The following is a 21893-nucleotide window of genomic DNA, read 5'->3' on the forward strand; positions in this document are numbered from 1 at the left end:
GCCTGGGCCCGCGCGGCGGCCGCCGCCGCGACGGCCCGGCGCGCGGCCCAGGCCACCGGCGGCGCGCTGGGGCTCTCGACGGCCCGGCGGGCCGCGATCCTCGCGGTCGTCGTCTGCGCGCTGGCGCTGACCGTCGCCGTGCCGCTGCGCAACTACGTCACCCAGCGCCACGAGCTGGCCGCCGTGGCCGCCGAGCAGCAGCGGCTCACCGACGAGGTCCGGCGCCTCTCCGGCGACCGCCAGGCGCTGCGCGATCCGGCGCACATCGAGGCCCTGGCCCGCGAGCGCCTCGGCTACGCGCGCCCCGGCGAGGTGCCCTACCGCGTCGAGCTGCCCGGCGACGCCGCCGCCCCACGCGACCCGCGCGCAGGCGACGCCGGCGTCGGCCTGCCGCCCGCCGAGGCCGAGCTGCCCTGGTACGCCCGCGTCGCGCGCACCACGCTCGGCACGGCTCCGTGAGCGAGCCCTCACCCCGGGACGTGACACCGCAGGACGTCGCCGCCGTCGCCGCCCAGCTCGGCCGGCGCCCGCGCGGGCTGCGCCGGGTCGCGCACCGCTGTCCCTGCGGATTGCCCGACGTCGTCGAGACCGCGCCCCGCCTCGAGGACGGCACGCCGTTCCCGACGCTGTACTACGCGACGTGCCCCCGGCTGACGTCGCGGATCGGCACCCTCGAGGCCGACGGGCTGATGCGCGAGCAGACCGAGCGGCTCGCGACCGACCCCGACCTCGCCGCCGGCTACGCCCGGGCGCACGAGGCCTACCTGGCCGACCGCGACGCGATCGAGCCGCTCGGCACCGCCACGAGCGCGGGCGGCATGCCCGAGCGGGTGAAGTGCCTGCACGTCCACGTCGCCCACACGCTCGCGCGCGGGGCCGGGGTCAACCCGATCGGCGACGAGACCCTGGAGCGGCTCGCGGAGCGCGACCCGTGGTGGCACGCCGGCCCCTGCGTCGAGGTCGGCCCGACGGGCTGAGCCGGCGTCCCCACCGGGGGACGGCCCGCCCGCCGCCGGCGGCACGCAGGGTGGTCCCCGGGCCACGGATCGGTGGAGCCGCCCCCCGCCCCGGTCACGACCCCCGTCTCACGTTGATCGCGCCGCCCGGCGCCGCGCAGGATGGGCGGGCCGGTTCCCCCGACCGGTCCTGTGCGGCGGTGCGGACGGCCCGCCGCGCGACGGGCCGTCGGGCGGCCCTTCCCGCCGAGGGTCGCCCGACGCCGGGCCCGTCACCCCGCACCCGCCGTGGGCGCGGCGGCTCACCGCTCAGTAGCGTCGTGGGCCGGAGCCCGGGGCAGCCGGGGCCGGTGCCTACACGGGAGCGTCGTCCAATGCCACGCGTCGCGGCCATCGACTGCGGGACCAACTCGATCCGCCTGCTGGTGGCCGACGTGACCGTGCGCGAGGACGGGTCGGCCTGGCTGCGCGACGTCCACCGCGAGATGCGGATCAACCGCCTCGGCCAGGGCGTCGACGCCACCGGCCGGCTGGCGCCGGAGTCGCTGGCCCGCACCCGCGAGGCGCTCGGCGCCTACGCGGAGATGCTGCGCCGCACCGGCGTCGCCGTGGGGCCCGACACCGTGCGGGTCTGCGCCACGTCCGCCACGCGGGACGCGGAGAACCGCGACGAGTTCTTCGGCGCCGTGCGCGAGGTCGTCGGCGTCGACGCGGACGTCATCACCGGCGACGAGGAGGCCCGGCTGTCGTTCGCGGGCGCCGTCGCCGACCTCGACCCCGACGAGGGCCCGTTCGTGGTCGCCGACGTGGGCGGCGGGTCGACCGAGCTCGTCACCGGCACGTGGGACGCCGTGCGCGCCGAGGTCACCGCCGCGCGCTCCACCGACGTCGGGTGCGTGCGGCTGACCGAGAAGTTCCTGCACGACGACCCGCCGACCGCCGAGCAGATCGCCGAGGCGGAGGAGTTCACGCGCGCGACGCTCGCGCCGGCGTTCACCGAGGTGGCGGTGGAGGACGTGCAGACGTGGGTCGCCGTCGCGGGCACCGCCACCACGCTCGCCGCGGTCGCCATGGACCTGCGCACCTACGACGCCGACCGCATCCACCTCTCACGCCTCGGCCTCGACGACGTCCGGGCCACCGCGCGCCGGCTCGAGGGCATGCCGCGCGACCAGCGGGCCGCGCTCGGCCCGATGCACCCGGGGCGCGTCGACGTCATCGGCGGCGGGTCGCTGGTGATGCGCGTGCTCGCCGAGGAGCTCGCCGAGCGCACCGACGTCACCGAGCTCGTCGTCTCCGAGCACGACATCCTCGACGGCATCGCCCGGGCGCTGGCCGCGCGGTGGTGAGCCGGGTGACGATGTCGTGGTGACCCCGGCCGGCGCCGCCCGCACGCTGCCGCTGGCGGCGCTCGTGCTGGCCCGGCGGGTGCGGGCGCTCGTGGCCGTCACCGTCGTCCACACGACGGTCGTCGCCATCGCGATCTGGTGGGCGGGCGGCGGTCCGACGCTGCCCGGCATCGCCACGTTCGCCGCGCACATCGCCATCTCGCTCGCCGCCGCGCTGCCCGTGCGCTGGCAGTTCGCCGGCGACCCGGTCTCGCGGCAGCGCCGGGCGGCGCGCGCGATGAGCGTGTCGTTCCTCGTGCTCGCCGGCTACAGCGCCGTCTCCGCCACCGAGGAGGCGCTCGCGCCCGGCCGGCCCGGGGGAGCGCTCGTCGGCGCGGGCCTCGCGCTGGCCGCCGCGCTCGCGCTGCCGCTGCTCGCCGCCGCCGACACCCGGGCCGCGCGTGCCGACGGCATCGCCGGCGCCCCGGGCGAACCCCGTCCGGTGCCGGTCGTGCTCGTCGGGGCGCTCGTCGTGGTGCTCCTCGCGGCCGCCGTGATCGACCTGCTCGCCGGCACCGGCACCACCCCGTCGATCGGCGCGCCGGCGGTGTCCGCCGCCGTGGCCGTCCTCGCCGCGCGGGAGGCGTGGGGTGCCTGGCGCGGCTGATCGGGTCGACCCGGCGTCCGTCCCGGACCTCCCGGCGCTCGACGCGGCCGTCAGCGGGTGCCGCGCGTGCCCGCGGCTGGTCGCGTGGCGCGAGGAGGTGGCGGCGACGAAGCGCGCCGCCTACCGCGACCAGACCTACTGGGGACGCCCGGTGCCCGGCTTCGGCGCGACCGACGCGCGGCTGGCCGTCGTCGGGCTGGCCCCCGCGGCGCACGGCGCCAACCGCACCGGCCGGATGTTCACCGGCGACCGCAGCGGCGACGTCCTCTACGCGGCCCTGCACGCCGTGGGGCTGGCGTCGCAGCCGACGGCGGTGGCGATCGGTGACGGGCTGGAGCTGTACGGCACGCGCATCACCGCGCCGGTGCGCTGCGCGCCGCCGGAGAACAAGCCGACGCCGGCCGAGCGCGACCGCTGCCGGCCGTGGCTGGCGCGCGAGCTCGCGCTGCTGCGACCCACGCTGCGCGTGGTGGTCGTGCTCGGCGGGTTCGGGTGGCAGGCGCTGCTGCCGGTCCTCGCCACGCCCGACCCCGCCGGTGGCCACCCCGGCTGGGTCGTCCCCCGGCCGCGTCCGGCGTTCGGGCACGCGGTGCACGTGACGCTCGCGGCGGCCGACCCCGGGGCGGCGGCGCCGCTCGAGCTGTTCGGCTGCTACCACGTCAGCCAGCAGAACACCTTCACCGGACGCCTCACCCCGGCGATGCTGGAGGACGTCCTGGCCACGGCGGCCGCCGCCGCCGGCCTGGACGTCCGTTCCTGACCGGTGGGTGTCGATCGAGGCGCTCCCCGTTCGTGGTGGTCCCGACAGCACGCGACGACCGGGAGGAGCACACCGTGGCCACCGAGAGCACCCGCAGCAGCACCACCCTCGACCACACGTTCACGGGCGTGATCGAGCGCAGCCCGGCGCCGGGCGGGTGGACCTACCTGCGCACCGACTGGTCCGCCGCGTTCTTCGCCACGCGGGGGCTGGTCAAGGTCACCGGCACCGTCGACGGCCACCCGTTCCGGAGCTCCTTCATGGCGCTGGGCGACGGCACGCACAAGCTGCCGCTCCTCACGGCGCTGCGGGCCGCGATCGGCAAGGAGGTCGGCGACGCCGTGACCGTGCACCTCCAGGAGCGCCTCGCCCGCTGACCGGCCCCGGGGCCACGAGACCGGGCTAGGCTGCCCGCGGTCGTCGTGCCCGCCGCGGGAGGCGACCACAGGACGCGGCGCCGCACGCCGACGGCTCCCCGACGGAGGAGGGGAGACGTCGGACCGGCTTGCCGCGACACCGAGCCCCTGTAGCCCAATCGGCAGAGGCAGGCGACTTAAAATCGCCGCAGTGTGGGTTCGAACCCCACCGGGGGCACCGCGCGGGGCACCGTGATCATGCGTCACCCGCCCATCACCACCACGTCACCACCGGCACACCACGGGGTCGTCCCGGCGTCACCCGCCCGTCGCAGTGGTGCTGCGGAGAGCGGTCCGTCCGGGGGACGGCGCCCGCCTCCGCCCGGGGTGTCCGACCGCTCGGGCGACCGGAGGTGACCGTTCGACGTTCGTGCCCCGGAGCTGCTCCGAACGGGCGAGGAGTTCGGGCACGATCATCGCCGGGGAGGTGATCGGCGTGGCTGGCAACGGAGCCGGGTCGGGTCGGATCCCGGAGCAGGGCGGGGACGCCCGCCCGCCGTGGCGGGAGCTCGAGGGCCTGCGGCCGCTGACGCTCCGGGAATGTCGGCGGCTGATCGTCGTCGCGCCGCACCCGCGCGACGAGATCCGGGCGGCCGGCGGTCTGCTGCGCCGCCTCGCGGCGCGCCACGCCTCCGTCGACGTCCTCGCGCTCACCGACGGCCCCGGCCGCACGTGCACCCCGCCCGAGGGGCTCGCGGTGCCGCGGGAGCAGCCCCCCGCCGACCTCGTCGTGCGCCCCGAGGACCTCACCGACCCGGAGACGCTGGCGTCGGTCCTGGCACGCCTCGACGGGCTCGCGGACTCCGACGACCCCGACGAGGACCACGTCGACACCGAGGAGACCCAGCTCGCCGCCGCCTACGAGGCGCTGGGCGTGGCCGAGGTCCGCCGGCACCGTCTCGGGCTTCCCGACGCGGGGCTCGCGGGGTGCGAGGCCGACGTCGTCGGCGCGCTGAGCGAGATCGTCGGGTTCGCCGAGGATCCGCACGGGCTGTGCGTGCTGGCGCCGTGGTCGGGCGACGGCGACGACGACCACGAGGCCGCCGGGCGCGCCGCGGAGATCGTGTGCGCCGCCTACCGCGTGCGCCTCGTCCGGTGGCTGGACCAGGCGTGGAGCTGGGCGGGGCCGGAGTCGGCCGAGGTGCCGTGGCGGCGGGCCCGGCAGCTCGCGCTGTCGGAGACGGTCCGTGCCCGTAAACTGGCGGCCAGCGCGGCGTTCGGTGGCCGTCCCGGACGCGATCGCGAACTGCCCGACGGCTCGGCTCCCGGTCCCCGTGAGGTCTTCCTGGTGTGAGCAGGCTCGACGCCGACCGTGCGGGTCCCCCGGGTCCCGGCGGTCACCGCACGACGTCCCCCGGACGGGTCCTTCGCTCCCCGTCCTCGCCTCCTCGTGGGGGTCATGCCCAGGTCGTCGACCGGGCGGGGCCGATAGGCTCCGCCAGGTGACGGGCAGGACGAACGGCGACCACGGTGAGGTGGCGACCGACGACTTCGGTCCGGCCCCCGAGCTGGGGTCGGACGGTGCCGCCGGTGGCGGCGGCGCCGACTACGCCGCCGAGGCCCAGCGCGTCCGCGACGCCGTCGTCGAGCCGGGCGGGCTGCAGGACACGGATCTCCCCCAGGTCCTCCACACCGCCCCGGCCGCCGTCGCGCTGATCGACCTCGGCGAGGGCCTGGTCACCTACGCCAACGACTCGGCCGCGGGCCTCACCGGCGGCCGCGCCCCGCTGCCCATCGACGTCGACGCGTGGAGCGAGGCGGCCGGCCTCACCGACCTGTCCGGCCGCCCCATGCGCGACACCGCCTCGCCGCTGTCACGCGTCGCGCAGGGCATCCCCGTCTCCGGCGAGCCCGTCGCCGTCGCCGACGCGGCCCGTCGCGGCTCGGAGGCCACCGAGGAGGAGCGCGAGGAGGCCGAGGGCCGCCTGCTGTGGGTCACCGGCTTCCCGCTCTCGGAGGCGGTCAACGAGGACCAGCGCCGGCTCGCGCTCGTGGTGTTCCTCCAGCTCTCGGGCGCGGGGGCGCAGCGGCACCTCGAGATGGTCCGCGACCGCGCCGTCGTCGCCACCGAGCTGTCGTTCACGATCTCCGACCCGGCGCGCGAGCAGAACCCGCTGGTGTGGGTCAACCCGGCCTTCACGCGGCTCACCGGCTACGAGCTCGACGAGGTGCTCGGGCGCAACTGCCGCTTCCTGCAGGGCCCCAACACCGACCCGGCGTCGATCTCGCGCATCCGCACGGCGCTCGCCGAGGAGCGCCCCATCACCGAGGTGCTGCTCAACTACCGCCGCGACGGCACCGCCTTCTGGAACCAGGTGTCGATCACTCCCGTGCTCGACGGGCAGGGGCGCGTCGTCAACTTCGTCGGCGTCCAGTCCGACGTCACCGAGCGCGTCATGGTCGAGAACGAGCGTCGCGCCGCCCTCGCCGCCGCGGAGGAGACCCGCGAGCAGCTGCGGCTGCTCACCGAGTCGACGTCGGCGATGTCGGCGAGCCTCGACACCACGGGCGTCGCCGAGGCGCTCGCGCGCATCGTCGTCCCGGCCATGGCCGACTTCTGCTGCGTCGACCTGCTCGACGAGGTCGACGACAACTCCTCGGTGCGCCGGGCCGCGGTCAACCACCGCGACGAGACCAAGGTGTCCGAGGTCCGCGACCTCGGGCGCTGGGTGAGTCCCACCGAGGACGGCCGCGACCCGATCGGCGAGGCCCTCACGGCGGGCACGCCGTCGCTGCTGCCCGAGCTGCCGGTGCGCCCGGCGGGCATCGCCGAGCAGGCCGACCTCCTGCGGCGCTACGAGGCCCTGCGCCCGCGCTCGGCGATCGTCGTGCCGTTGCGGGCCCGCGGGCAGGTCCTCGGGGCGCTGACGCTGGGCACCGAGCTGCCGTACGGCCGCCGCTACTCCCAGCGCGACCTCTACCTGGCCGCGGACCTCGCCGCCCGCGCCGGCCTCGCGGTCGACAACGCCCGCCTCTACGCCCGCGAGCACGGCGCCGCCGAGACGTTGCAGCGCAGCCTGCTGCCCGCCGTCCCGACGATGCGCGGGATGACGATCGCGTCCCGCTACCTGGCCGCCACCGACGGCGCCCAGGTCGGCGGCGACTGGTACGACATGTTGACGCTGCCCGACGGCGCCGTCGGGCTCGCCGTCGGCGACGTCGTGGGGCACGACCTGCGCGCGGCCGCGGCGATGGGCGAGCTGCGCGGGGTGCTGCGCTCCTACGCGTGGGAGGGCCTCGGGCCCGCCGACGTCGTCGACCGCTGCGACGACGTCGTCCAGGGCCTGCGCATGGCCGCGATGGCGACGGCCGTGTACGCCCGGCTCGAGCGCGGCGAGCAGGACGGCTGGACGCTGCGCTACTCCAACGCCGGCCACCCGCCGCCCATGCTGCGCCGCGCCGACGGCACGGTCGAGCTGCTCACCGGCAACCTGTCACCGCTGATCGGCGCGACGCGCGAGATCACGCGCGACGAGACCGCCGTGCGCTGCGAGCCCGGTGACCTGCTGGTCCTGCACACCGACGGCCTCATCGAGGCGCCGGGCACCGACCCGGACGAGCGCACCCAACTGATCGTCGACACCCTCGCCGCGCAGTCGCCGGACATGCCGGTCGAGGAGCTGTGCGACCGGCTGCTCGGCGTGCTGGGCGTGGAGGGCCTGCGCGACGACGCGGTGCTGCTCGCGATCCGGCTCGACCACCACGCGGCCTGACCCCGGACGTGCGACGGCCCGGCCCCGTCGCGTGACAGGACCGGGCCGTGTCGTCGGCAGCCCTAGGGGCGGGGCTCCTCGCCCGGCGGGGGCGGCGGCGGGGCCTGCCCCTCCTGCGCCGGCGGGGCCTGCTGGTCGCCGTGCAGGAAGTCCTTGGCCTTCTCGCCGGCCTGGCCCACCTGGTCCTCGTGCCCGGCGAAGCGGCTGTTGACGAAGTCGGCGCCCTTGTCGACGAAGCCGTCGGCCTTCTCCGGGTTCTCGCCGGCCCAGTCCTTGGCCTTGTCCACCATCTTGCCGAAGTCCACCATCCGACACCCTCCTCACGTGTGTCGCGCGGGGTCTGACGTCGGGCAGGGTGCCCCGTCGTCGCCGCCCGACACCATCGACCGCCCGGGTGGGGCCGATCGGGCGGATAGACTTCACCAGCGGGGACGTGAACGGGGCGAAGCGGACACGCAGCGTCCATCACCGATCCGGTAAAGTTCGTTTTACCCGGGTGGGAACCGGAGCGCCCGACCGGTCGTTGGATCGGGTGGACGACAGTCCGCGGTCGACCCGGCCGATGGCATCCCGCCATCGGTGGCGGCTCCGCGTAGGAGGAGGACGAGAGGTGCGCACCAGCAGCAACCCGGCGTTCCGCAACCTGCCCACCTCGCCGGGTGGGTACGCGCGGTTCGGCCCAACAGGCGGGGCCCCGGCCGGCATGGCCGGCGCGGGGGGCATGTTCGGCGGGGGCGGCGGCCCGATGCCGACGGCGGCGGCCGACGACCGTCCCCTCACCGTCGACGACGTGGTCCAGAAGACGGCGCTCAACGCCGTCCTGGCCATCGCGGCGGGCATCGGCAGCGCGGTGCTGGGCCTCGGCGGGATCGGCATCCTCGCCGGCTTCGTCATCGGGCTCGTGCTCGCCCTGGTCATCATCTTCAAGCAGAGCACCAACAAGTTCCTGGTGCTGGGCTATTCGCTCGCCGAGGGCGTGGCCCTCGGCTCGCTGACCGGCCTGCTCGAGAGCTCGAGCAGCCAGTACGCCGGCATCGGCTTCCAGGCCATCCTCGGCGTGCTCGGCGTGTTCATCGGCATGCTGGTCGTCTACAAGACCGGCGCGATCCGGGTGACGCCGCGCCTGACCAAGATGGTCATCGGTGCCGCCATCGGCGTGCTGATCCTCATGGTCGCGAACCTGCTGATCGGTTTCTTCGTCGACGGCGGCATCGGCCTCCGCGACGGCGGCCCGCTCGCGATCATCTTCAGCCTGGTGTGCATCGGCATCGGCGCGTTCATGCTGCTGCTCGACTTCGACCAGGCCGACCAGGCGGTCAAGGCCGGCGTCCCGGCCCGCTTCGCGTGGTACCTGGCCTTCGGGTTCATGACCACGCTGGTCTGGCTCTACATCGAGATCCTGCGGCTGCTGAGCTACTTCCGGCAGTAACCCCGCACGACGACGACGGCCCCTCCCGGTTCGCCGGGAGGGGCCGTCGTGCGTCCGGGGCCGGGAGCGGGAGCGAGGGACTCCCTGGCTGCGTGGTGTGGAGCGAGGGAGTCCCTCGCGCCGCACGGGGGCGCCGGTGGGAGCAGGCCTCGGAGGAGCGAGGGAGTCCTCGGGGGCGTGGGGTGCAGCGAAGGACGCCTTCGGTCCACGCGGGCAGACCCACACTCCGGGACGCCGGCGAGGGGTCGTCAGCGTGGCGGCAGTGCCCGCACAGCGGGACGCGGTCGCCGCGCCGCGACGGCGTAGGCCGCGAGGAGGTCGGCACGGACCGTGGCGCGGTCGTCACGGAGCTGCCGAGGGGTGTGTGCCACGACGTGCACCTCGCGCCCGGTCATTCGGGCGTGGCGCCTCATGGTCGCGTCGAACGCCGCGGGGTCGGCATGGTGGCGGAAAGAGTGGATCTCCCAGGCGAGCCCCACGTCGTCCATCCAGCCGTCCGGGTCGGCGAGCCACGTGCCGTCCTCGAGGACCAGGCGAGGGTTCCAGACCATGGTCGACAGCTGCGGGATGGCCGCGACGAGCGACCGGGCCCAGGCCTCGGGCACGGACCGCACACCGTCCTCGAGCTCCCCGAGCACCTGCCGCACGCGGGACGTCCCCCGCTGGCACCCCTGGTCGAGCTCGGTGCGGAGAGCGCGCACCGACGCCTTGCCCCTCTGGACCGCTTCGGCGAGCAGCGCCCGGATCTCGTCGAGGTCTACCAGACGGCGGGCGGCGTCGAGCACGGCGCGCACCACCGGGGCGATGGGGAGTCCGTCCACGACGATCGGCGTGGGCAGCCGGTGGGTGCGCTCGATCGTGACGGGTGGCCGGGAGATCCGGTGCCGCCCGTGGTCGATGAGGACGAGCGCCGCGCCCTCGGCGTCGCCCGGCACTCGCTCGAGGCCGTGCAGGCGCGCCGCGGCAACTCCGGAGAGGACCGCTCCGGGCCCCGCGTACAGCACGGCCGCCGCCCACCGCTGTTCGCGGGTCCGCGGGCGACCGGCGAGCGAGATCACGCCGTAGCCACTCCGCGCCCAGGTTCCCGCGTGCACCCGGCGCGTGATCGCGCTCGAGGACAGGCCCAGCGCGAGGAGGTCGGCGTGGCGGATCTGGTCGTGCAGGGCCGCCTGCCCGACGGCGATCCAATCGATGGTGCGACGACGTCTCACACCGGGTTCGACGGCGCCGTGTCGCCCGCGGTTCCACCCATCTCGCGGCGCGATGGAGCGAAGGAGTCCCTCGCTCCGTCTCGTGCAGCGAAGGTGACCCTCGCTCCACCCCGGCGCCCCATCGCGACCGGAGCGAAGGAGTCCCTCGCTGCACCAGACGGAGCGAAGGTGACCCTCGCTCCGCCGCCCGGCCCGCCGCCAGCCGCCCAGCAGACGTCAGTTCAGGCGCTCGAGCACCATCGCCATGCCCTGGCCGCCGCCGACGCACATCGTCTCGAGGCCCAGGGTGGCGTCGCGGGTGCGCAGGCCGTTGAGCAGCGTCGTGGCGATGCGCGCGCCGGTCATGCCGAACGGGTGCCCGACGGCGATGGAGCCGCCGTGGACGTTGAGCTTGGCCTCCACGTCGTCGTCGCTCATCCCGAGCCGGCGGGCGGAGGGGATGACCTGGGCGGCGAAGGCCTCGTTGATCTCGACGAGGTCGACGTCGGCCACGGTCAGGCCGGCGCGGGCGAGCGCGCGCGCCGAGGCCTCGATCGGCCCGAGGCCCATGATCTCGGGTGACAGGGCGCTGACGGCGGTGGAGACGATCCGGGCGAGCGGGGTGATGCCCAGCGCGTCGGCGCGCTCGGCGGACATCACCACGAGCGCCGCGGCGCCGTCGTTGAGCGGGCACGCGTTGCCGGCGGTGACGCGGCCGTCGGGGCGGAACACCGGCTTGAGGTCGGCGAGCGCCTCGAGGGTCGTGCCCGGACGCGGGCTGTCGTCCTGCGACACCGTCGTCCCGTCGGGGAGGCGGACCGGCGTGATCTCGCGGGCCCAGAAGCCCGACGCCTGCGCGGCGGCCGCGTTCTGCTGGCTGCGGTACGCGAAGCGGTCCATCTCCTCGCGCGTGACGCCCTCGGCGAGCGCGACGTTCTCCGCGGTCTGGCCCATGGCGATGTAGGCGTCGGGGACCAGGCCGTCGGCGCGCGGGTCGTGCCACTCCTCCGTGCCGGCGGCCGCCGTCTCGGCGGTGCGCTGCTCGGCCTCGGCGAAGTACGGGTTGTGGGTGTCGGGCAGGGAGTCGGAGTTGCCCTTCTCGAACCGCGAGACGGTCTCGACGCCCGCGGCGAGGAAGACGTCGCCCTCGCCGGCGCGGATGGCGTGCGCGGCCATGCGCGTGGTCTGCAGCGACGACGAGCAGTACCGCGTGATCGTCGCGCCGGGCAGCGTGTCCATCCCGAGCTCGACGGCCACGATCCGGGCCATGTTGAAGCCCTGCTCGCCGCCGGGCAGGCCGCAGCCGAGCAGGAGGTCCTCGACCTCGGTCGGGTCCAGGGCCGGCACCGCGTCGAGCGCGGCGCGGACGACCTGGGCGGTGAGGTCGTCCGGGCGCATCGTGGCCAGCACACCCTTGCGGGCGCGGCCGATCGGCGAGCGGACGGCGGAGACGATGACGGCCTCGCGGCCAGGGTCGACCATGCGGACGACCCTACGACGGCCCGGTACCCCCCGAGGTCCGCCACGTGATCCCTCGCACGACCGAGGGGGCGAGCGGCGCGCCGGGCCCCGGAGCCCGGAAGATGGCGTCATGCGCTACGTCGAGCACGTCGCCGACCTCATCGGGAACACCCCGCTGGTGCGGCTGAACCACGTGGTGCCGACCGGGCCGGACGCTCCCCTCGTGCTGGCCAAGGTCGAGTACCTCAACCCCGGCGGCAGCGTGAAGGACCGCATCGCCGAGAAGATGATCGACGCCGCCGAGGCGTCCGGCGAGCTCAAGCCCGGCGGCACGATCGTCGAGCCGACGTCGGGCAACACCGGCATCGGGCTGGCCATCATCGCCCAGCAGCGCGGCTACCACTGCATCTTCGTCTGCCCGGACAAGGTGAGCGTGGCCAAGCAGGACGCGCTGCGGGCGTACGGCGCCGAGGTCGTCGTGTGCCCCGCGGCGGTCGAGCCGGAGAGCCCCGAGTCGTACTACTCGGTGTCCGACCGGCTGGCCCGCGAGATCGACGGCGGCTGGAAGCCCAACCAGTACGAGAACCCGAACAACCCCCGCTCGCACGTGGAGTCGACGGGCCCGGAGATCTGGGAGCAGACCGAGGGGCGCATCACGCACTTCGTCGCGGGCGTCGGCACCGGCGGCACGATCTCGGGCACCGGTCACTACCTCAAGGACGTCTCCGGGGGCCGGGTGCGCGTCGTCGGTGCCGACCCCGTCGGCTCGGTGTACTCCGGTGGGGACGGCCGGCCCTACCTCGTCGAGGGCGTCGGCGAGGACTTCTGGCCGGGCACCTACGACCGCGCGGTCGCCGACGAGATCCTCGCGGTGCCCGACCGCGACTCCTTCCACATGACGCGGCGCCTGGCGCGCGAGGAGGCGCTGCTGGTGGGCGGCTCGTGCGGGATGGCCGTGTGCGCCGCGGCGGAGGTGGCGCGGCACGCCGGGCCCGACGACGTCATCGTCGTGCTCCTGCCCGACGGCGGCCGCGGCTACCTCTCGACGGTGTTCAACGACCAATGGATGGCCTCGTACGGCTTCCTGGCCCCCGACACCGGCGAGTGGACCGTCGGCGACGTCCTGCGCCGCAAGGACGGCTCGATCCCCGATCTCGTGCACGGCCACCCCAGCGAGACGGTCGCCGACGCGGTGTCGATCATGCGCGAGTTCGGCGTCTCGCAGATGCCGATCGTGCGGGCCGAGCCGCCGGTGATGGCGGCCGAGGTGCGCGGCGCGGTGACGGTCCGGGACCTGCTCGACAAGGTGTTCAACGAGCAGGCCTCGCTCACCGACCCCGTCGAGCGCCACCTCTCCAAGCCGCTGCCCAGCCTCGGCAGCAACGAGCCGATCTCGAAGGCGGTGGAGGCGCTGCGCGGCGGCGACGGCGCCCTCGTCGTCGTCGACGGGCGCCCGGCGGGCATCGTCACCCGCGCGGACGTCCTCGCGTTCCTCGCGACGGGCAGCCGCTACGACGTCGGCGGTCCCGCGTGATCCGGCCGGGCCTAGGGTGGACGGGGTGAACGGTTTCTCCACCCGCGCCCTGCACGACGGCCAGGAGCCCGACCCGACGACGGGCGCGGTCGTCGTGCCGATCTTCGCGACCTCGACGTTCGCCCAGGACGGCGTCGGGGGGCTGCGCGCGGGCTACGAGTACGCGCGCACCGGCAACCCGACGCGCACCGCCCTCGAGACGACGCTGGCCTCGCTCGAGGGCGCCCGCCACGCCCGCGCGTTCGCCTCCGGCATGGCCGCCGAGGACGCGCTGCTGCGCGGCGTGCTGCGGCCCGGCGACCACGTGCTCCTCCCCACCGACGCCTACGGCGGCACCTACCGGCTGATCTCGACGGTCTACTGCGACTGGGGCGTCGAGTACACCGCCGTCGACACCGCCGACGTCGACGCGGTGCGGGCGGCGATCCGCCCGAACACCAAGGTCCTGTGGTGCGAGACGCCCACCAACCCGCTGCTCGGCATCGCCGACGTCGCCGCGCTCGGGGCGCTCGCCCGCGAGCACGACCTGCTGCTGGTGGTGGACAACACCTTCGCCTCGCCCTACCTCCAGACGCCGATCGCGCTCGGCGCCCACGCCGTCGTGCACTCGACGACGAAGTACCTCGGCGGGCACTCGGACGTCGTCGGCGGCGCGGTGGTCACCGACGACGACGCCCTGCACGAGACGCTCGGCAAGATGCAGAACGGCATGGGCGCGGTGCCCTCGCCGTTCGACTGCTTCCTCACCCAGCGCGGCCTGAAGACCCTCGCGGTGCGCATGGAGCGCCACAGCGACAACGCCGAGCGCGTGGCCGACGTGCTCGCCGCGCACCCGCAGGTCACCGCGGTGCTCTACCCGGGCCGCGCCGACCACCCGGGCCACGAGATCGCCGCGAAGCAGATGCGCCGCTTCGGCGGGATGATCTCGGTGCGCATCGCCGGCGGCGAGCAGGCCGCCCGCGACTTCTGCGCCGCGACCCGCGTCTTCACGCTCGCCGAGTCGCTGGGCGGCGTCGAGTCGCTCGTCGAGCACCCCGGAGCCATGACCCACGCCTCGGCCGCGGGCTCGCTGCTCGAGGTGCCCGCCGACCTCGTGCGCCTGTCGGTCGGGCTCGAGGACGCCGACGACCTCGTCGACGACGTGCGGCAGGCGCTGGACTCGCTGGGCTCGTGAGGCCTAGTCGCGGATCCGCTGGCCGTAGACCCGCTCGACGGTCATGACCATGAGCACCCGGCGGTCGGCCACCATCGTCGCCCGGTAGTCGTCCCAGTCCGGGTGCTCCCCGGCGGCGCGGCGGTAGTACGCGATGAGGGCCTCGACCTCGGGCCCGTGCGGGTCGTCGCCGGGCCCGGTGAGCGTCACCGGGCCCTCCGCGGTGGCCCACGCCCACCCGTCGCCCGCCGTGACCTCCACGGCGGCGCGCGGTTCGCGGCGCAGGTTCGCGGTCTTCGCGCGGCCCTCGGTCATGGACACCGAGAGCGTCCCGGCGTCGGGGTCGTAGAACGGCATGACGGGCGAGAGCTGCGGCATGCCGGACGCCTTGAGGGTGGCGAGGACGCCCAGGCGGCTCTCGGCGAGCAGCGCTGCCGGGTCGAACGTGGGCGGGTCGACGGAGGAGGCGGTCATGCCCCCATCCTCACCCGCGACGGGCGGCGGGGTCGGCGACCGTGGGGTCGCTGATCATCGGGTCGAGCTTGCCGGGGGAGACGCAGCCGCCCACGAGGGTGTAGCCGTCGGGGGTGCTGACGTAGGTGCCCGGGTCGTCGCAGCCGGCGGCGCCCACGGTGCCGACCGCGGCGACGGCCAGCAGGGCGGCCAGGACGAGCGGCAGGGCGCGGGCGAGCCGGCCCGGGCGTGCGTCCGGGGATGTGCCCGCCGGGGTCACCACGTCTCCCACGGCCGCCACCCCCTCGCTCCTCACACCGACACCACGAGGCTACCGGCGCTCGGGACGGAGGGTCGGGACAGCCACGGTCGGGCGACCGGCGTTCGGCCCGGGTCGCCGACCGGTTCGTGGGCCCGGGAGGACGCCGGGGTGCCCCTGCGACGAGCGGTCGGTGACCCGCGCCGCGCCCCCGTGGCGCCGGGAGGCAGGATCGGGGCCGTGGAGCTGGTCCGCCGCGCCGACGTCGAGGACGCCCGCCGCGCGCTCGCGGGCGTCGCGCGCGAGACGCCGGCGCTGCCGTCACGGGTCCTGAGCGATCCCGCGGGCGGGCCGGTGTGGCTCAAGTGCGAGAACCTCCAGCGCACCGGCAGCTTCAAGATCCGGGGCGCGTACCGGCGCATCGAGCGGCTCGACCCCGTCGAGCGCGCGGCCGGCGTCGTCGCGGCCAGCGCCGGCAACCACGCGCAGGGCGTGGCGCTGGCGGCGCAGCTAGTGGGCACGCGGGCGACGGTGTTCATGCCCGCCGGCGCGCCGCTGCCCAAGGTCGAGGCGACCCGGGAGTACGGCGCGCGCGTCGAGCTCGTCGACTCGCTCGACGAGACGTTCGTCGCCGCCGAGGCCTACGCGGCCGAGACCGGCGCCGTGCTCATCCACCCCTTCGACCACCCCGACGTCGTCGCCGGCCAGGGGACGGTCGGGCTGGAGATCCTCGAGCAGGTCCCGGACGTCGCCACCGTCGTCGTCTGCACCGGCGGGGGCGGGCTGCTGTCGGGCATCGCCGCGGCGTGCGCGCCGGCGGGCGTGCGGGTGGTCGGGGCGCAGGCCGCCGGGCTGGCGGCCTGGCCGCCGTCGCTGGCCGCGGGCGTCCCCACCGGCGTCGCGGGCGCCACGATCGCCGACGGCATCGCGGTGTCCCGGCCCGGGGACGTCACCTTCGCCCACGTCCGCGCGCTGGTGGACGAGATCGTCACGGTCTCCGAGGAGGCGCTGGCCCGCGGGGTGCTGCGGTGCCTCGAGCGGGAGAAGCTGCTGGTGGAGCCGGCGGGGGCGGCCGCGGTCGCGGCGGTGGCCGAGAACCCGGGACGCTGGCCGACGCCGCTGGTGGCCGTCGTCTCGGGCGGCAACGTCGACCCGATGCTGCTCGAGGACATCGTGCGCCGGGGCCTGGTGGCCGCGGGACGGTACGCGGCCCTGCGGGTGCGGCTGACCGACCGTCCCGGCTACCTGGCCGACGTGCTGCGGCTGGTGGGCCGGGCCGGGGGCAACGTCGTGGACGTCGAGCACCGGCGCCTCGTCACCTCCGCGATGGCCCCGGGCACGGTGGACGTGGCCCTCACGCTCGAGGCGCGGGGCCACGACCACCGGGCGACGATCCTCGCGGAGCTCGCGGGGGCCGGCTACGACGTGACGGCGGAGTAGCCGGGCTCAGGGGGAGTAGGGCTCGGCGGAGACGAGCGTGACCTCCATCGACCCGCCGTCGGGCAGGTCGTAGCTCACGGTGTCGCCGGCCTTGGCGCCCATGAGCGCGGAGCCCAGCGGGGAGTTCGGCGAGTAGACCTCGATGGTCCCCGACGAGCCCTCCTCGCGGGAGCCGAGCAGGAAGGTCTCGGTGTCGTCGTCGCCCTCGAAGCGCACGGTGAGCACCGTGCCCGGGACGGCGGTGCCGCTCTCGGTGGGCGTCTCGCCGACCTTCGCGGTGTGCAGCAGCTCCTGGAGGTGGCGGATGCGGGCCTCCATGACGCCCTGCTCCTCGCGGGCGGCGTGGTACCCGCCGTTCTCCTTGAGGTCGCCCTCCTCGCGGGCGGCGTTGATCTTCTGCGCGATCACGGGACGCTGGCCGACGAGGTCGTCGAGCTCGGCCTTCAGGCGGTCGTGCGCGTCCTGGGTCAGCCAGGTCACCTGGGACTGCGTCTCGGTCACGGCGATCAACTCCTCGGAGGTCCGGGCCCGCGCTGCGCGGGTCGGTGGCCTGCTCTCCTCACGGGCACTGCGGCACGCGACCGGTGTGGCCGGTGCCCGCGGCCCGGGGGCCACAGACGGAAAAACACGGCCCGCGGCATGCGGGCCGTGTCGGCCTACGGTAACACGCTCGGGCTCGTGCGAAACCCGTTCGAGGATGGCGTGACGGGGATGGGGCCGGGGTGAAGGGCCTCGACGACCTGCGCTTTCTCCGTTCCTGGGCCGTTCCGGGGCCGTTGCGGGGCCGCAGCGGCGAGGCGGCGGGGGCGGCGGGCCGCGCGGCGCGCGACGGGTCGCGCGGCCGCTGTCGGGGGTGCCCGGGATGATGGGGGAGGACCGGGGCGTTGCACCTCGGTGGTCACCAGTACGACGCACGAGGACGGCTCCGGACAGACGATGAGCGCACTCCCCGAAGAGCAGCCGCTGCGGCTCATGACGGTCCACGCCCACCCCGACGACGAGTCCAGCAAGGGCGCGGCCAGCTCGGCCCGCTACGTGGCGGACGGCGTCGAGGTGATGGTGGTGACGTGCACCGGCGGCGAGGCCGGCAGCGTGCTCAACCCCGCGATGGACACCCCCGAGGTGCACGCCGACATGCCCGGCATCCGCCGCGCCGAGATGGCGAAGGCGGCGGCGATCCTCGGCGTGCAGCACCGCTGGCTCGGCTTCGTCGACTCCGGGCTCCCCGAGGGCGACCCCAAGCCCCCGCTCCCGCCGGGCTGCTTCGCCCTCGAGCCGCTGGAGGTGCCCACCGAGGCGCTGGTGCGGGTCATCCGCGAGTTCCGGCCGCACGTCCTCGTCACCTACGACGAGAACGGCGGCTACCCGCACCCGGACCACATCCGCACCCACGAGGTGTCGATGGCGGCGTTCGACGCGGCGGGCGACCCGGACCGCTTCCCCGAGGCCGGCGAGCCGTGGCAGCCGCTGAAGGTCTACTACGGCCACGGCTTCTCCAAGGCCCGCATCACCGCCTTCCACGAGGCCCTGCTCGCGGCCGGCATGGAGTCGCCGTGGGCCGAGTGGCTCGACCGCTGGGACGACTCGCGGCCCGACCCCGGGGCGCGCGTGACCACGCGGGTCGAGTGCGCCGAGTACTTCCACGTGCGCGACGACGCCCTGCGCGCCCACGCCACGCAGATCGACCCCAACGGCCGCTGGTTCCAGATGCCGATGGAGATGCAGCAGCGCGTGTGGCCGACGGAGGACTACGAGCTCGCGCGTTCGCTCGTCGACACCGAGGAGACCAGCGAGCACCCGGGTGACGACCTCTTCGCCGGCGTCCGGGAGCGTGTCCGCGCATGACACGCCTCGCGGTCTGGTGGACGCTCCTGCCGGTCACCGCCCCCGCGCCGCCGCCGGGGTCCCCGGGCGCGCCCGGCGCCGACCGCGGTGAGGAGTTCGGCAAGACGTCGCCGATCGCGCTCGTCGTCATCCTCCTGCTGGGGCTGGCGACGGCCCTGCTGATCCGGTCGATGACCAAGCAGCTGCGCAAGGTCCCGGCGTCGTTCGACCCGCCGGAGGGGGAGGGCGCGGGTGCGGCGCCGCCCGACGACGCTGCCCCGGACGGCGGTGGCCGACGCACGCTGCCCGGCCGAGCGGGTGGCGACCGGACGGAGGGGCCACCGGGCACGGGCTCGCCGTGACCCGACACGGCTGAGACGATCCCGTGATGCCCAACCGGCTCGCCGGCTCGACCAGCCCGTACCTGCGCCAGCACGCGGACAACCCGATCGACTGGCAGCCCTGGTCGACCGACGCGTTCGCCGAGGCGCGGCGTCGGGACGTGCCGGTGCTGCTGTCGGTGGGCTACGCCGCCTGCCACTGGTGCCACGTCATGGCCCACGAGTCGTTCTCCGACACCGAGGTGGCCGGGTTCGTCAACGAGCACTTCGTCGCGATCAAGGTCGACCGCGAGGAGCGCCCGGACGTCGACGCGGTGTACATGGAGGCCACCCAGGCCATGACCGGCCAGGGCGGCTGGCCGATGACGTGCTTCCTCACCGCCGACGGCGACCCGTTCCACTGCGGGACGTACTACCCGGCGCGGCCGTACGGCGGGATGCCGTCCTTCGCCCAGCTGCTCGGCGCGGTGGTCAAGGCCTGGACCGAGGACGGTGAGCGGGTGCGCGACGCGGCGCGCTCGATCACCGGCCGGCTGGCGTCCGTGTCGCGCGCCCTGCCCGCCGCCGGCGTCGACGAGGAGACGCTCCGGGGCGCCGTCGTCGCGCTGACCACCGACTTCGACGAGCTGCGCGGCGGCTTCGGCTCGGCGCCGAAGTTCCCGCCGTCGGCCGTGCTCGAGTTCCTGCTGCGCCACCACGAGCGCACGGCGGACGCCGACAGCCTCGCGATGACCGAGATCACCGCCGAGGCGATGGCCCGCGGCGGGCTGTTCGACCAGCTCGCGGGCGGGTTCGCGCGCTACTCGGTCGACGCGGAGTGGACCGTTCCCCACTTCGAGAAGATGCTCTACGACAACGCGCAGCTGCTGCGGGCGTACGCGCACCTGGCGCGGCTCACGTCGTCCGACGCCGCCGCCCGCGTCACCGACATGACCGCGGCCTTCCTGCTGCGCGACCTGCGCACCCCCGAGGGCGGCTTCGCGTCCGCCCTCGACGCCGACGCGGCCGGCGAGGAGGGCTCGACGTACGTGTGGAGCCCCGCCGAGCTCGCCGAGGTCCTCGGGCCCGACGACGCCGCCTGGGCGGCGGCGCTGCTGACCGTCACCGAGGCCGGGACGTTCGAGGGCGGGCGCTCGACGCTGCAGATGCCCGCGGACCCCGACGACCCCGGCCGCTGGCAGGCCGTGCGCAAGGCCCTGCTCGCCGCCCGCGCGCGCCGGCCCCAACCCGAGCGCGACGACAAGGTCGTGGCCGCCTGGAACGCGCTCACGATCACCGCGCTGGTCGAGGCGTCGGCGGCGCTCGGGCGCAGCGAGTGGCTGGCCGCGGCCCGGCGCGCGGCCGCGCTGCTGCTGCGCGTGCACGTGGTCGACGGGCGGCTGCGTCGCACGTCCCGCGACGGCGCGGTCGGCGACGCCCCCGCGGTGCTCGAGGACCACGCGGCGCTCGTCGAGGCCCTGCTCGCCCTGCACCAGGCCACCGGCGAGGCCCGCTGGCTCACCGAGGCCCGCACGCTGCTCGACGTCACCCTCGAGCACTTCGCCGAGACCGGCGACGACGGCGCGTACACCGGCCGCTTCTGGGATACCGCCGACGACGCCGAGTCGCTGGTGACCCGTCCGCGCGAGATCACCGACGGCGCCACGCCCTGCGGGTCGTCCCTGCTCGCGGGGGCCCTGCTCACGGCGTCGCTGCTCGTCGAGCCGGAGGCCTCGGCGCGCTACCGGGAGCTCGCCGAGACCGCGATCACCGAAGTCGGCGGCCTGCTCGCCCGCCACGCCCGCTTCGCCGGCGGCTGGCTCGCGGTCGCCGAGGCGGCCGCGCACGGGCCGCTGCAGGTCGCCGTCGTCGCCGGCGACGACACCGAGGGCCGCGCGGGGCGCGACCGGCTGGCCGAGACCGCGCGGCGCCACGCGCCGGGCGGGTCGGTCGTCGTCGCGGGCGAGCCGGACGCCCCGGGCGTGCCCCTGCTGGCCGACCGTCCCCTGGTCGACGGGGCTCCGGCCGCCTACGTCTGCCGTGGCTTCGTGTGCGACCGCCCCCGCACGGCCACCGACGACCTCGCCGCCGCCCTCGCCCCCTAGCTCGCCCCGCCTCCGCCGCAGCCCCCGTCGCAGCGAACGGGCGGTTGGCTGCTTCTACGCGCGCGAAGTCCCCGTCGATCACGGTCGTGAGAGCTTCGCGGTCGGCGAACACCCGTATCACCGTTGCTGTGTAATGCTGTAAGCACAGCAGTGCGGAGGAGGAGCGCCATGATGGTGGGACGCGGTGGACACCGGGGGCGGCCCGGACGGGGCGGCCCGGGACGGCGCGGCGGCGGACGGGTCCCGACGGACCTGCCCGGCACCGAGGACCTCGGGGGCTGGCTCGCCGGCCGGCTGCCCGACGGGTGGTACGTCGGCGCCCCGGCGATCACCGTCGACCGGGAGGAGATCCTGGTCGTCGGCGAGCTGCCGGCGCCGACGCTGGAGGACGGCGCGGACGAGGCGGCGCGGGCGGCCGCGGCGCGCGGGCGCATCGAGCGCTTCCGTGAGGAGACCCGCGAGGAGCGCATCGAGGTCGCGCGGCAGGCCGAGCACCGCTACGGGCGCAAGGTGGCCTGGGGCGCGCGGATCGGTGACGTCGAGGAGCTGTTCACGACGCTCTCGGTGCCGGTGATGACGCGCCTGCGCCAGCCCGAGCGCCTGGTGCTCGACACGCTCGTCGACGCCGGGGTGGCCCGGTCGCGGTCCGACGCGCTGGCCTGGGCGGTGGCCCTGGTCGGCGAGCACGCCGGCAGCTGGCTCGAGGACCTGCGCGGCGCGATGAGCGCGGTGGACGAGCTGCGCAGCCGCGGCCCGGTGCTGGACGACGACGGGGACGACGACGCCGCGCAGGACGGCAGCGACGACCCGATCCCGCCGCAGGCCTGAGAGATCGAGGGACGCCCTCGCTGCTCCCGATGCAGCGAAGGCGTCCCTCGCTCCACA

At 75.6% G+C, this 21893-nt stretch carries 22 protein-coding genes and 1 tRNA gene; 17 read left to right on the forward strand and 6 right to left on the reverse strand.

Features of this window, described 5'->3' with window-relative positions:
* From ABD994_RS25620 to ABD994_RS25660, 9 genes are all read left to right on the forward strand, one after another.
* The coding region (locus ABD994_RS25620) for an FtsB family cell division protein (protein WP_345422339.1) at positions 1–459 on the forward strand (459 nt) is incomplete at its 5' end.
* Positions 456–977 (forward strand): DUF501 domain-containing protein, encoded by a 522-nt coding sequence (locus ABD994_RS25625; protein WP_345422342.1) that lies wholly within the window; start codon positions 456–458, stop codon positions 975–977. The genes ABD994_RS25620 and ABD994_RS25625, both read left to right, overlap by 4 nt.
* A 353-nt stretch (positions 978–1330) precedes the next feature.
* Entirely contained in the window at positions 1331–2305 is a 975-nt protein-coding gene (locus tag ABD994_RS25630; protein ID WP_345422345.1) for a Ppx/GppA phosphatase family protein, read from the forward strand.
* A gap of 19 nt (positions 2306–2324) precedes the next feature.
* Positions 2325–2951: a hypothetical protein gene (locus ABD994_RS25635; RefSeq protein ID WP_345422348.1), complete on the forward strand. Its 627-nt coding sequence runs from the start codon at positions 2325–2327 to the stop codon at positions 2949–2951.
* Positions 2935–3711 (forward strand): uracil-DNA glycosylase, encoded by a 777-nt coding sequence (locus tag ABD994_RS25640; protein WP_345422351.1) that lies wholly within the window; start codon positions 2935–2937, stop codon positions 3709–3711. Before ABD994_RS25635 ends, ABD994_RS25640 begins: the two co-directional genes overlap by 17 nt.
* Positions 3712–3785: 74 nt before the next feature.
* Positions 3786–4088, forward strand: a complete 303-nt coding sequence (locus tag ABD994_RS25645; protein WP_345422354.1) for a DUF1905 domain-containing protein — start codon at positions 3786–3788, stop codon at positions 4086–4088.
* A 143-nt stretch (positions 4089–4231) separates the two neighbouring features.
* Positions 4232–4305: transfer RNA gene (locus tag ABD994_RS25650), tRNA-Leu, on the forward strand.
* 258 nt (positions 4306–4563) lie between these two features.
* Positions 4564–5421, forward strand: coding sequence for a PIG-L deacetylase family protein (locus ABD994_RS25655; protein WP_345422358.1), 858 nt, complete (start codon positions 4564–4566; stop codon positions 5419–5421).
* A gap of 148 nt (positions 5422–5569) precedes the next feature.
* Positions 5570–7840, forward strand: a complete 2271-nt coding sequence (locus ABD994_RS25660; protein WP_345422361.1) for a SpoIIE family protein phosphatase — start codon at positions 5570–5572, stop codon at positions 7838–7840.
* A gap of 62 nt (positions 7841–7902) precedes the next feature.
* On the opposite strand, the gene ABD994_RS25665 is transcribed toward ABD994_RS25660, so the two are convergent.
* The gene (locus ABD994_RS25665) at positions 7903–8148 is read right to left on the reverse strand and encodes an antitoxin (protein WP_345422364.1); all 246 of its coding nucleotides are present in this window, start codon (positions 8146–8148) and stop codon (positions 7903–7905) included.
* A 302-nt stretch (positions 8149–8450) separates the two neighbouring features.
* Here ABD994_RS25665 and ABD994_RS25670 point away from each other — a divergent pair, with 302 nt between their 5' ends.
* The gene (locus tag ABD994_RS25670) at positions 8451–9269 is read left to right on the forward strand and encodes a Bax inhibitor-1/YccA family protein (protein ID WP_345422367.1); all 819 of its coding nucleotides are present in this window, start codon (positions 8451–8453) and stop codon (positions 9267–9269) included.
* A gap of 248 nt (positions 9270–9517) precedes the next feature.
* Here ABD994_RS25670 and ABD994_RS25675 read toward each other — a convergent pair whose 3' ends face one another.
* Complete coding sequence (locus tag ABD994_RS25675) at positions 9518–10480, reverse strand: hypothetical protein (RefSeq protein ID WP_345422371.1); 963 nt, start codon at positions 10478–10480, stop codon at positions 9518–9520.
* 216 nt (positions 10481–10696) lie between these two features.
* Positions 10697–11941: an acetyl-CoA C-acetyltransferase gene (locus ABD994_RS25680; RefSeq protein WP_345422375.1), complete on the reverse strand. Its 1245-nt coding sequence runs from the start codon at positions 11939–11941 to the stop codon at positions 10697–10699.
* Between the two features lie 109 nt (positions 11942–12050).
* Here ABD994_RS25680 and ABD994_RS25685 point away from each other — a divergent pair, with 109 nt between their 5' ends.
* Both ABD994_RS25685 and ABD994_RS25690 read left to right on the forward strand, forming a co-directional pair.
* Positions 12051–13454, forward strand: coding sequence for a cystathionine beta-synthase (locus ABD994_RS25685; protein WP_345422379.1), 1404 nt, complete (start codon positions 12051–12053; stop codon positions 13452–13454).
* A gap of 25 nt (positions 13455–13479) precedes the next feature.
* The gene (locus ABD994_RS25690; protein WP_345422382.1) at positions 13480–14628 is read left to right on the forward strand and encodes a cystathionine gamma-synthase; all 1149 of its coding nucleotides are present in this window, start codon (positions 13480–13482) and stop codon (positions 14626–14628) included.
* A 3-nt stretch (positions 14629–14631) separates the two neighbouring features.
* On the opposite strand, the gene ABD994_RS25695 is transcribed toward ABD994_RS25690, so the two are convergent.
* Positions 14632–15081: a PPOX class F420-dependent oxidoreductase gene (locus ABD994_RS25695; protein ID WP_345422385.1), complete on the reverse strand. Its 450-nt coding sequence runs from the start codon at positions 15079–15081 to the stop codon at positions 14632–14634.
* A gap of 10 nt (positions 15082–15091) precedes the next feature.
* A complete protein-coding gene (locus ABD994_RS25700) occupies positions 15092–15361 on the reverse strand; it encodes a hypothetical protein (RefSeq protein ID WP_345422388.1) in 270 nt (89 codons plus the stop codon).
* Between the two features lie 198 nt (positions 15362–15559).
* On the opposite strand from ABD994_RS25700, the gene ilvA reads away from it, so the two are divergent.
* The gene (gene ilvA, locus ABD994_RS25705; protein WP_345422391.1) at positions 15560–16759 is read left to right on the forward strand and encodes a threonine ammonia-lyase; all 1200 of its coding nucleotides are present in this window, start codon (positions 15560–15562) and stop codon (positions 16757–16759) included.
* A gap of 6 nt (positions 16760–16765) precedes the next feature.
* Here ilvA and greA read toward each other — a convergent pair whose 3' ends face one another.
* On the reverse strand, positions 16766–17260 hold the full coding sequence (gene greA, locus ABD994_RS25710; protein ID WP_345422394.1) for a transcription elongation factor GreA: 495 nt from the start codon (positions 17258–17260) through the stop codon (positions 16766–16768).
* Between the two features lie 435 nt (positions 17261–17695).
* On the opposite strand from greA, the gene mca reads away from it, so the two are divergent.
* The 4 genes from mca to ABD994_RS25730 all read left to right on the forward strand — a co-directional run bounded on the left by mca (position 17696) and on the right by ABD994_RS25730 (position 21836).
* A complete protein-coding gene (mca, locus tag ABD994_RS25715; protein ID WP_345422397.1) occupies positions 17696–18604 on the forward strand; it encodes a mycothiol conjugate amidase Mca in 909 nt (302 codons plus the stop codon).
* Entirely contained in the window at positions 18601–18945 is a 345-nt protein-coding gene (locus tag ABD994_RS25720) for a hypothetical protein (protein ID WP_345422400.1), read from the forward strand. Before mca ends, ABD994_RS25720 begins: the two co-directional genes overlap by 4 nt.
* A 26-nt stretch (positions 18946–18971) precedes the next feature.
* Positions 18972–21008: a thioredoxin domain-containing protein gene (locus ABD994_RS25725; protein ID WP_345422403.1), complete on the forward strand. Its 2037-nt coding sequence runs from the start codon at positions 18972–18974 to the stop codon at positions 21006–21008.
* 171 nt (positions 21009–21179) lie between these two features.
* Positions 21180–21836 carry a hypothetical protein gene (locus tag ABD994_RS25730; RefSeq protein ID WP_345422460.1) on the forward strand — a complete coding sequence of 219 codons (657 nt, stop codon included), beginning with the start codon at positions 21180–21182 and terminating at the stop codon, positions 21834–21836.
* Positions 21837–21893: the final 57 nt, after the last annotated feature.

Source organism: Actinomycetospora chlora, from assembly GCF_039542135.1.
GTDB classification, from domain to species: Bacteria; Actinomycetota; Actinomycetes; order Mycobacteriales; family Pseudonocardiaceae; genus Actinomycetospora; species Actinomycetospora chlora.

Bases quoted from the DNA above. Each gene is read 5' to 3' on its own strand.
- ABD994_RS25730 (WP_345422460.1), top strand. From the start codon at position 21,180: ATGGTGGGACGCGGTGGACACCGGGGGCGGCCCGGACGGGGCGGCCCG.
- ABD994_RS25680 (WP_345422375.1), bottom strand. From the start codon at position 11,941: ATGGTCGACCCTGGCCGCGAGGCCGTCATCGTCTCCGCCGTCCGCTCG.
- ABD994_RS25665 (WP_345422364.1), bottom strand. From the start codon at position 8,148: ATGGTGGACTTCGGCAAGATGGTGGACAAGGCCAAGGACTGGGCCGGC.
- ABD994_RS25630 (WP_345422345.1), top strand. From the start codon at position 1,331: ATGCCACGCGTCGCGGCCATCGACTGCGGGACCAACTCGATCCGCCTG.
- ABD994_RS25685 (WP_345422379.1), top strand. From the start codon at position 12,051: ATGCGCTACGTCGAGCACGTCGCCGACCTCATCGGGAACACCCCGCTG.
- ABD994_RS25720 (WP_345422400.1), top strand. From the start codon at position 18,601: ATGACACGCCTCGCGGTCTGGTGGACGCTCCTGCCGGTCACCGCCCCC.
- ABD994_RS25695 (WP_345422385.1), bottom strand. From the start codon at position 15,081: ATGACCGCCTCCTCCGTCGACCCGCCCACGTTCGACCCGGCAGCGCTG.
- ABD994_RS25725 (WP_345422403.1), top strand. From the start codon at position 18,972: ATGCCCAACCGGCTCGCCGGCTCGACCAGCCCGTACCTGCGCCAGCAC.
- mca (WP_345422397.1), top strand. From the start codon at position 17,696: ATGAGCGCACTCCCCGAAGAGCAGCCGCTGCGGCTCATGACGGTCCAC.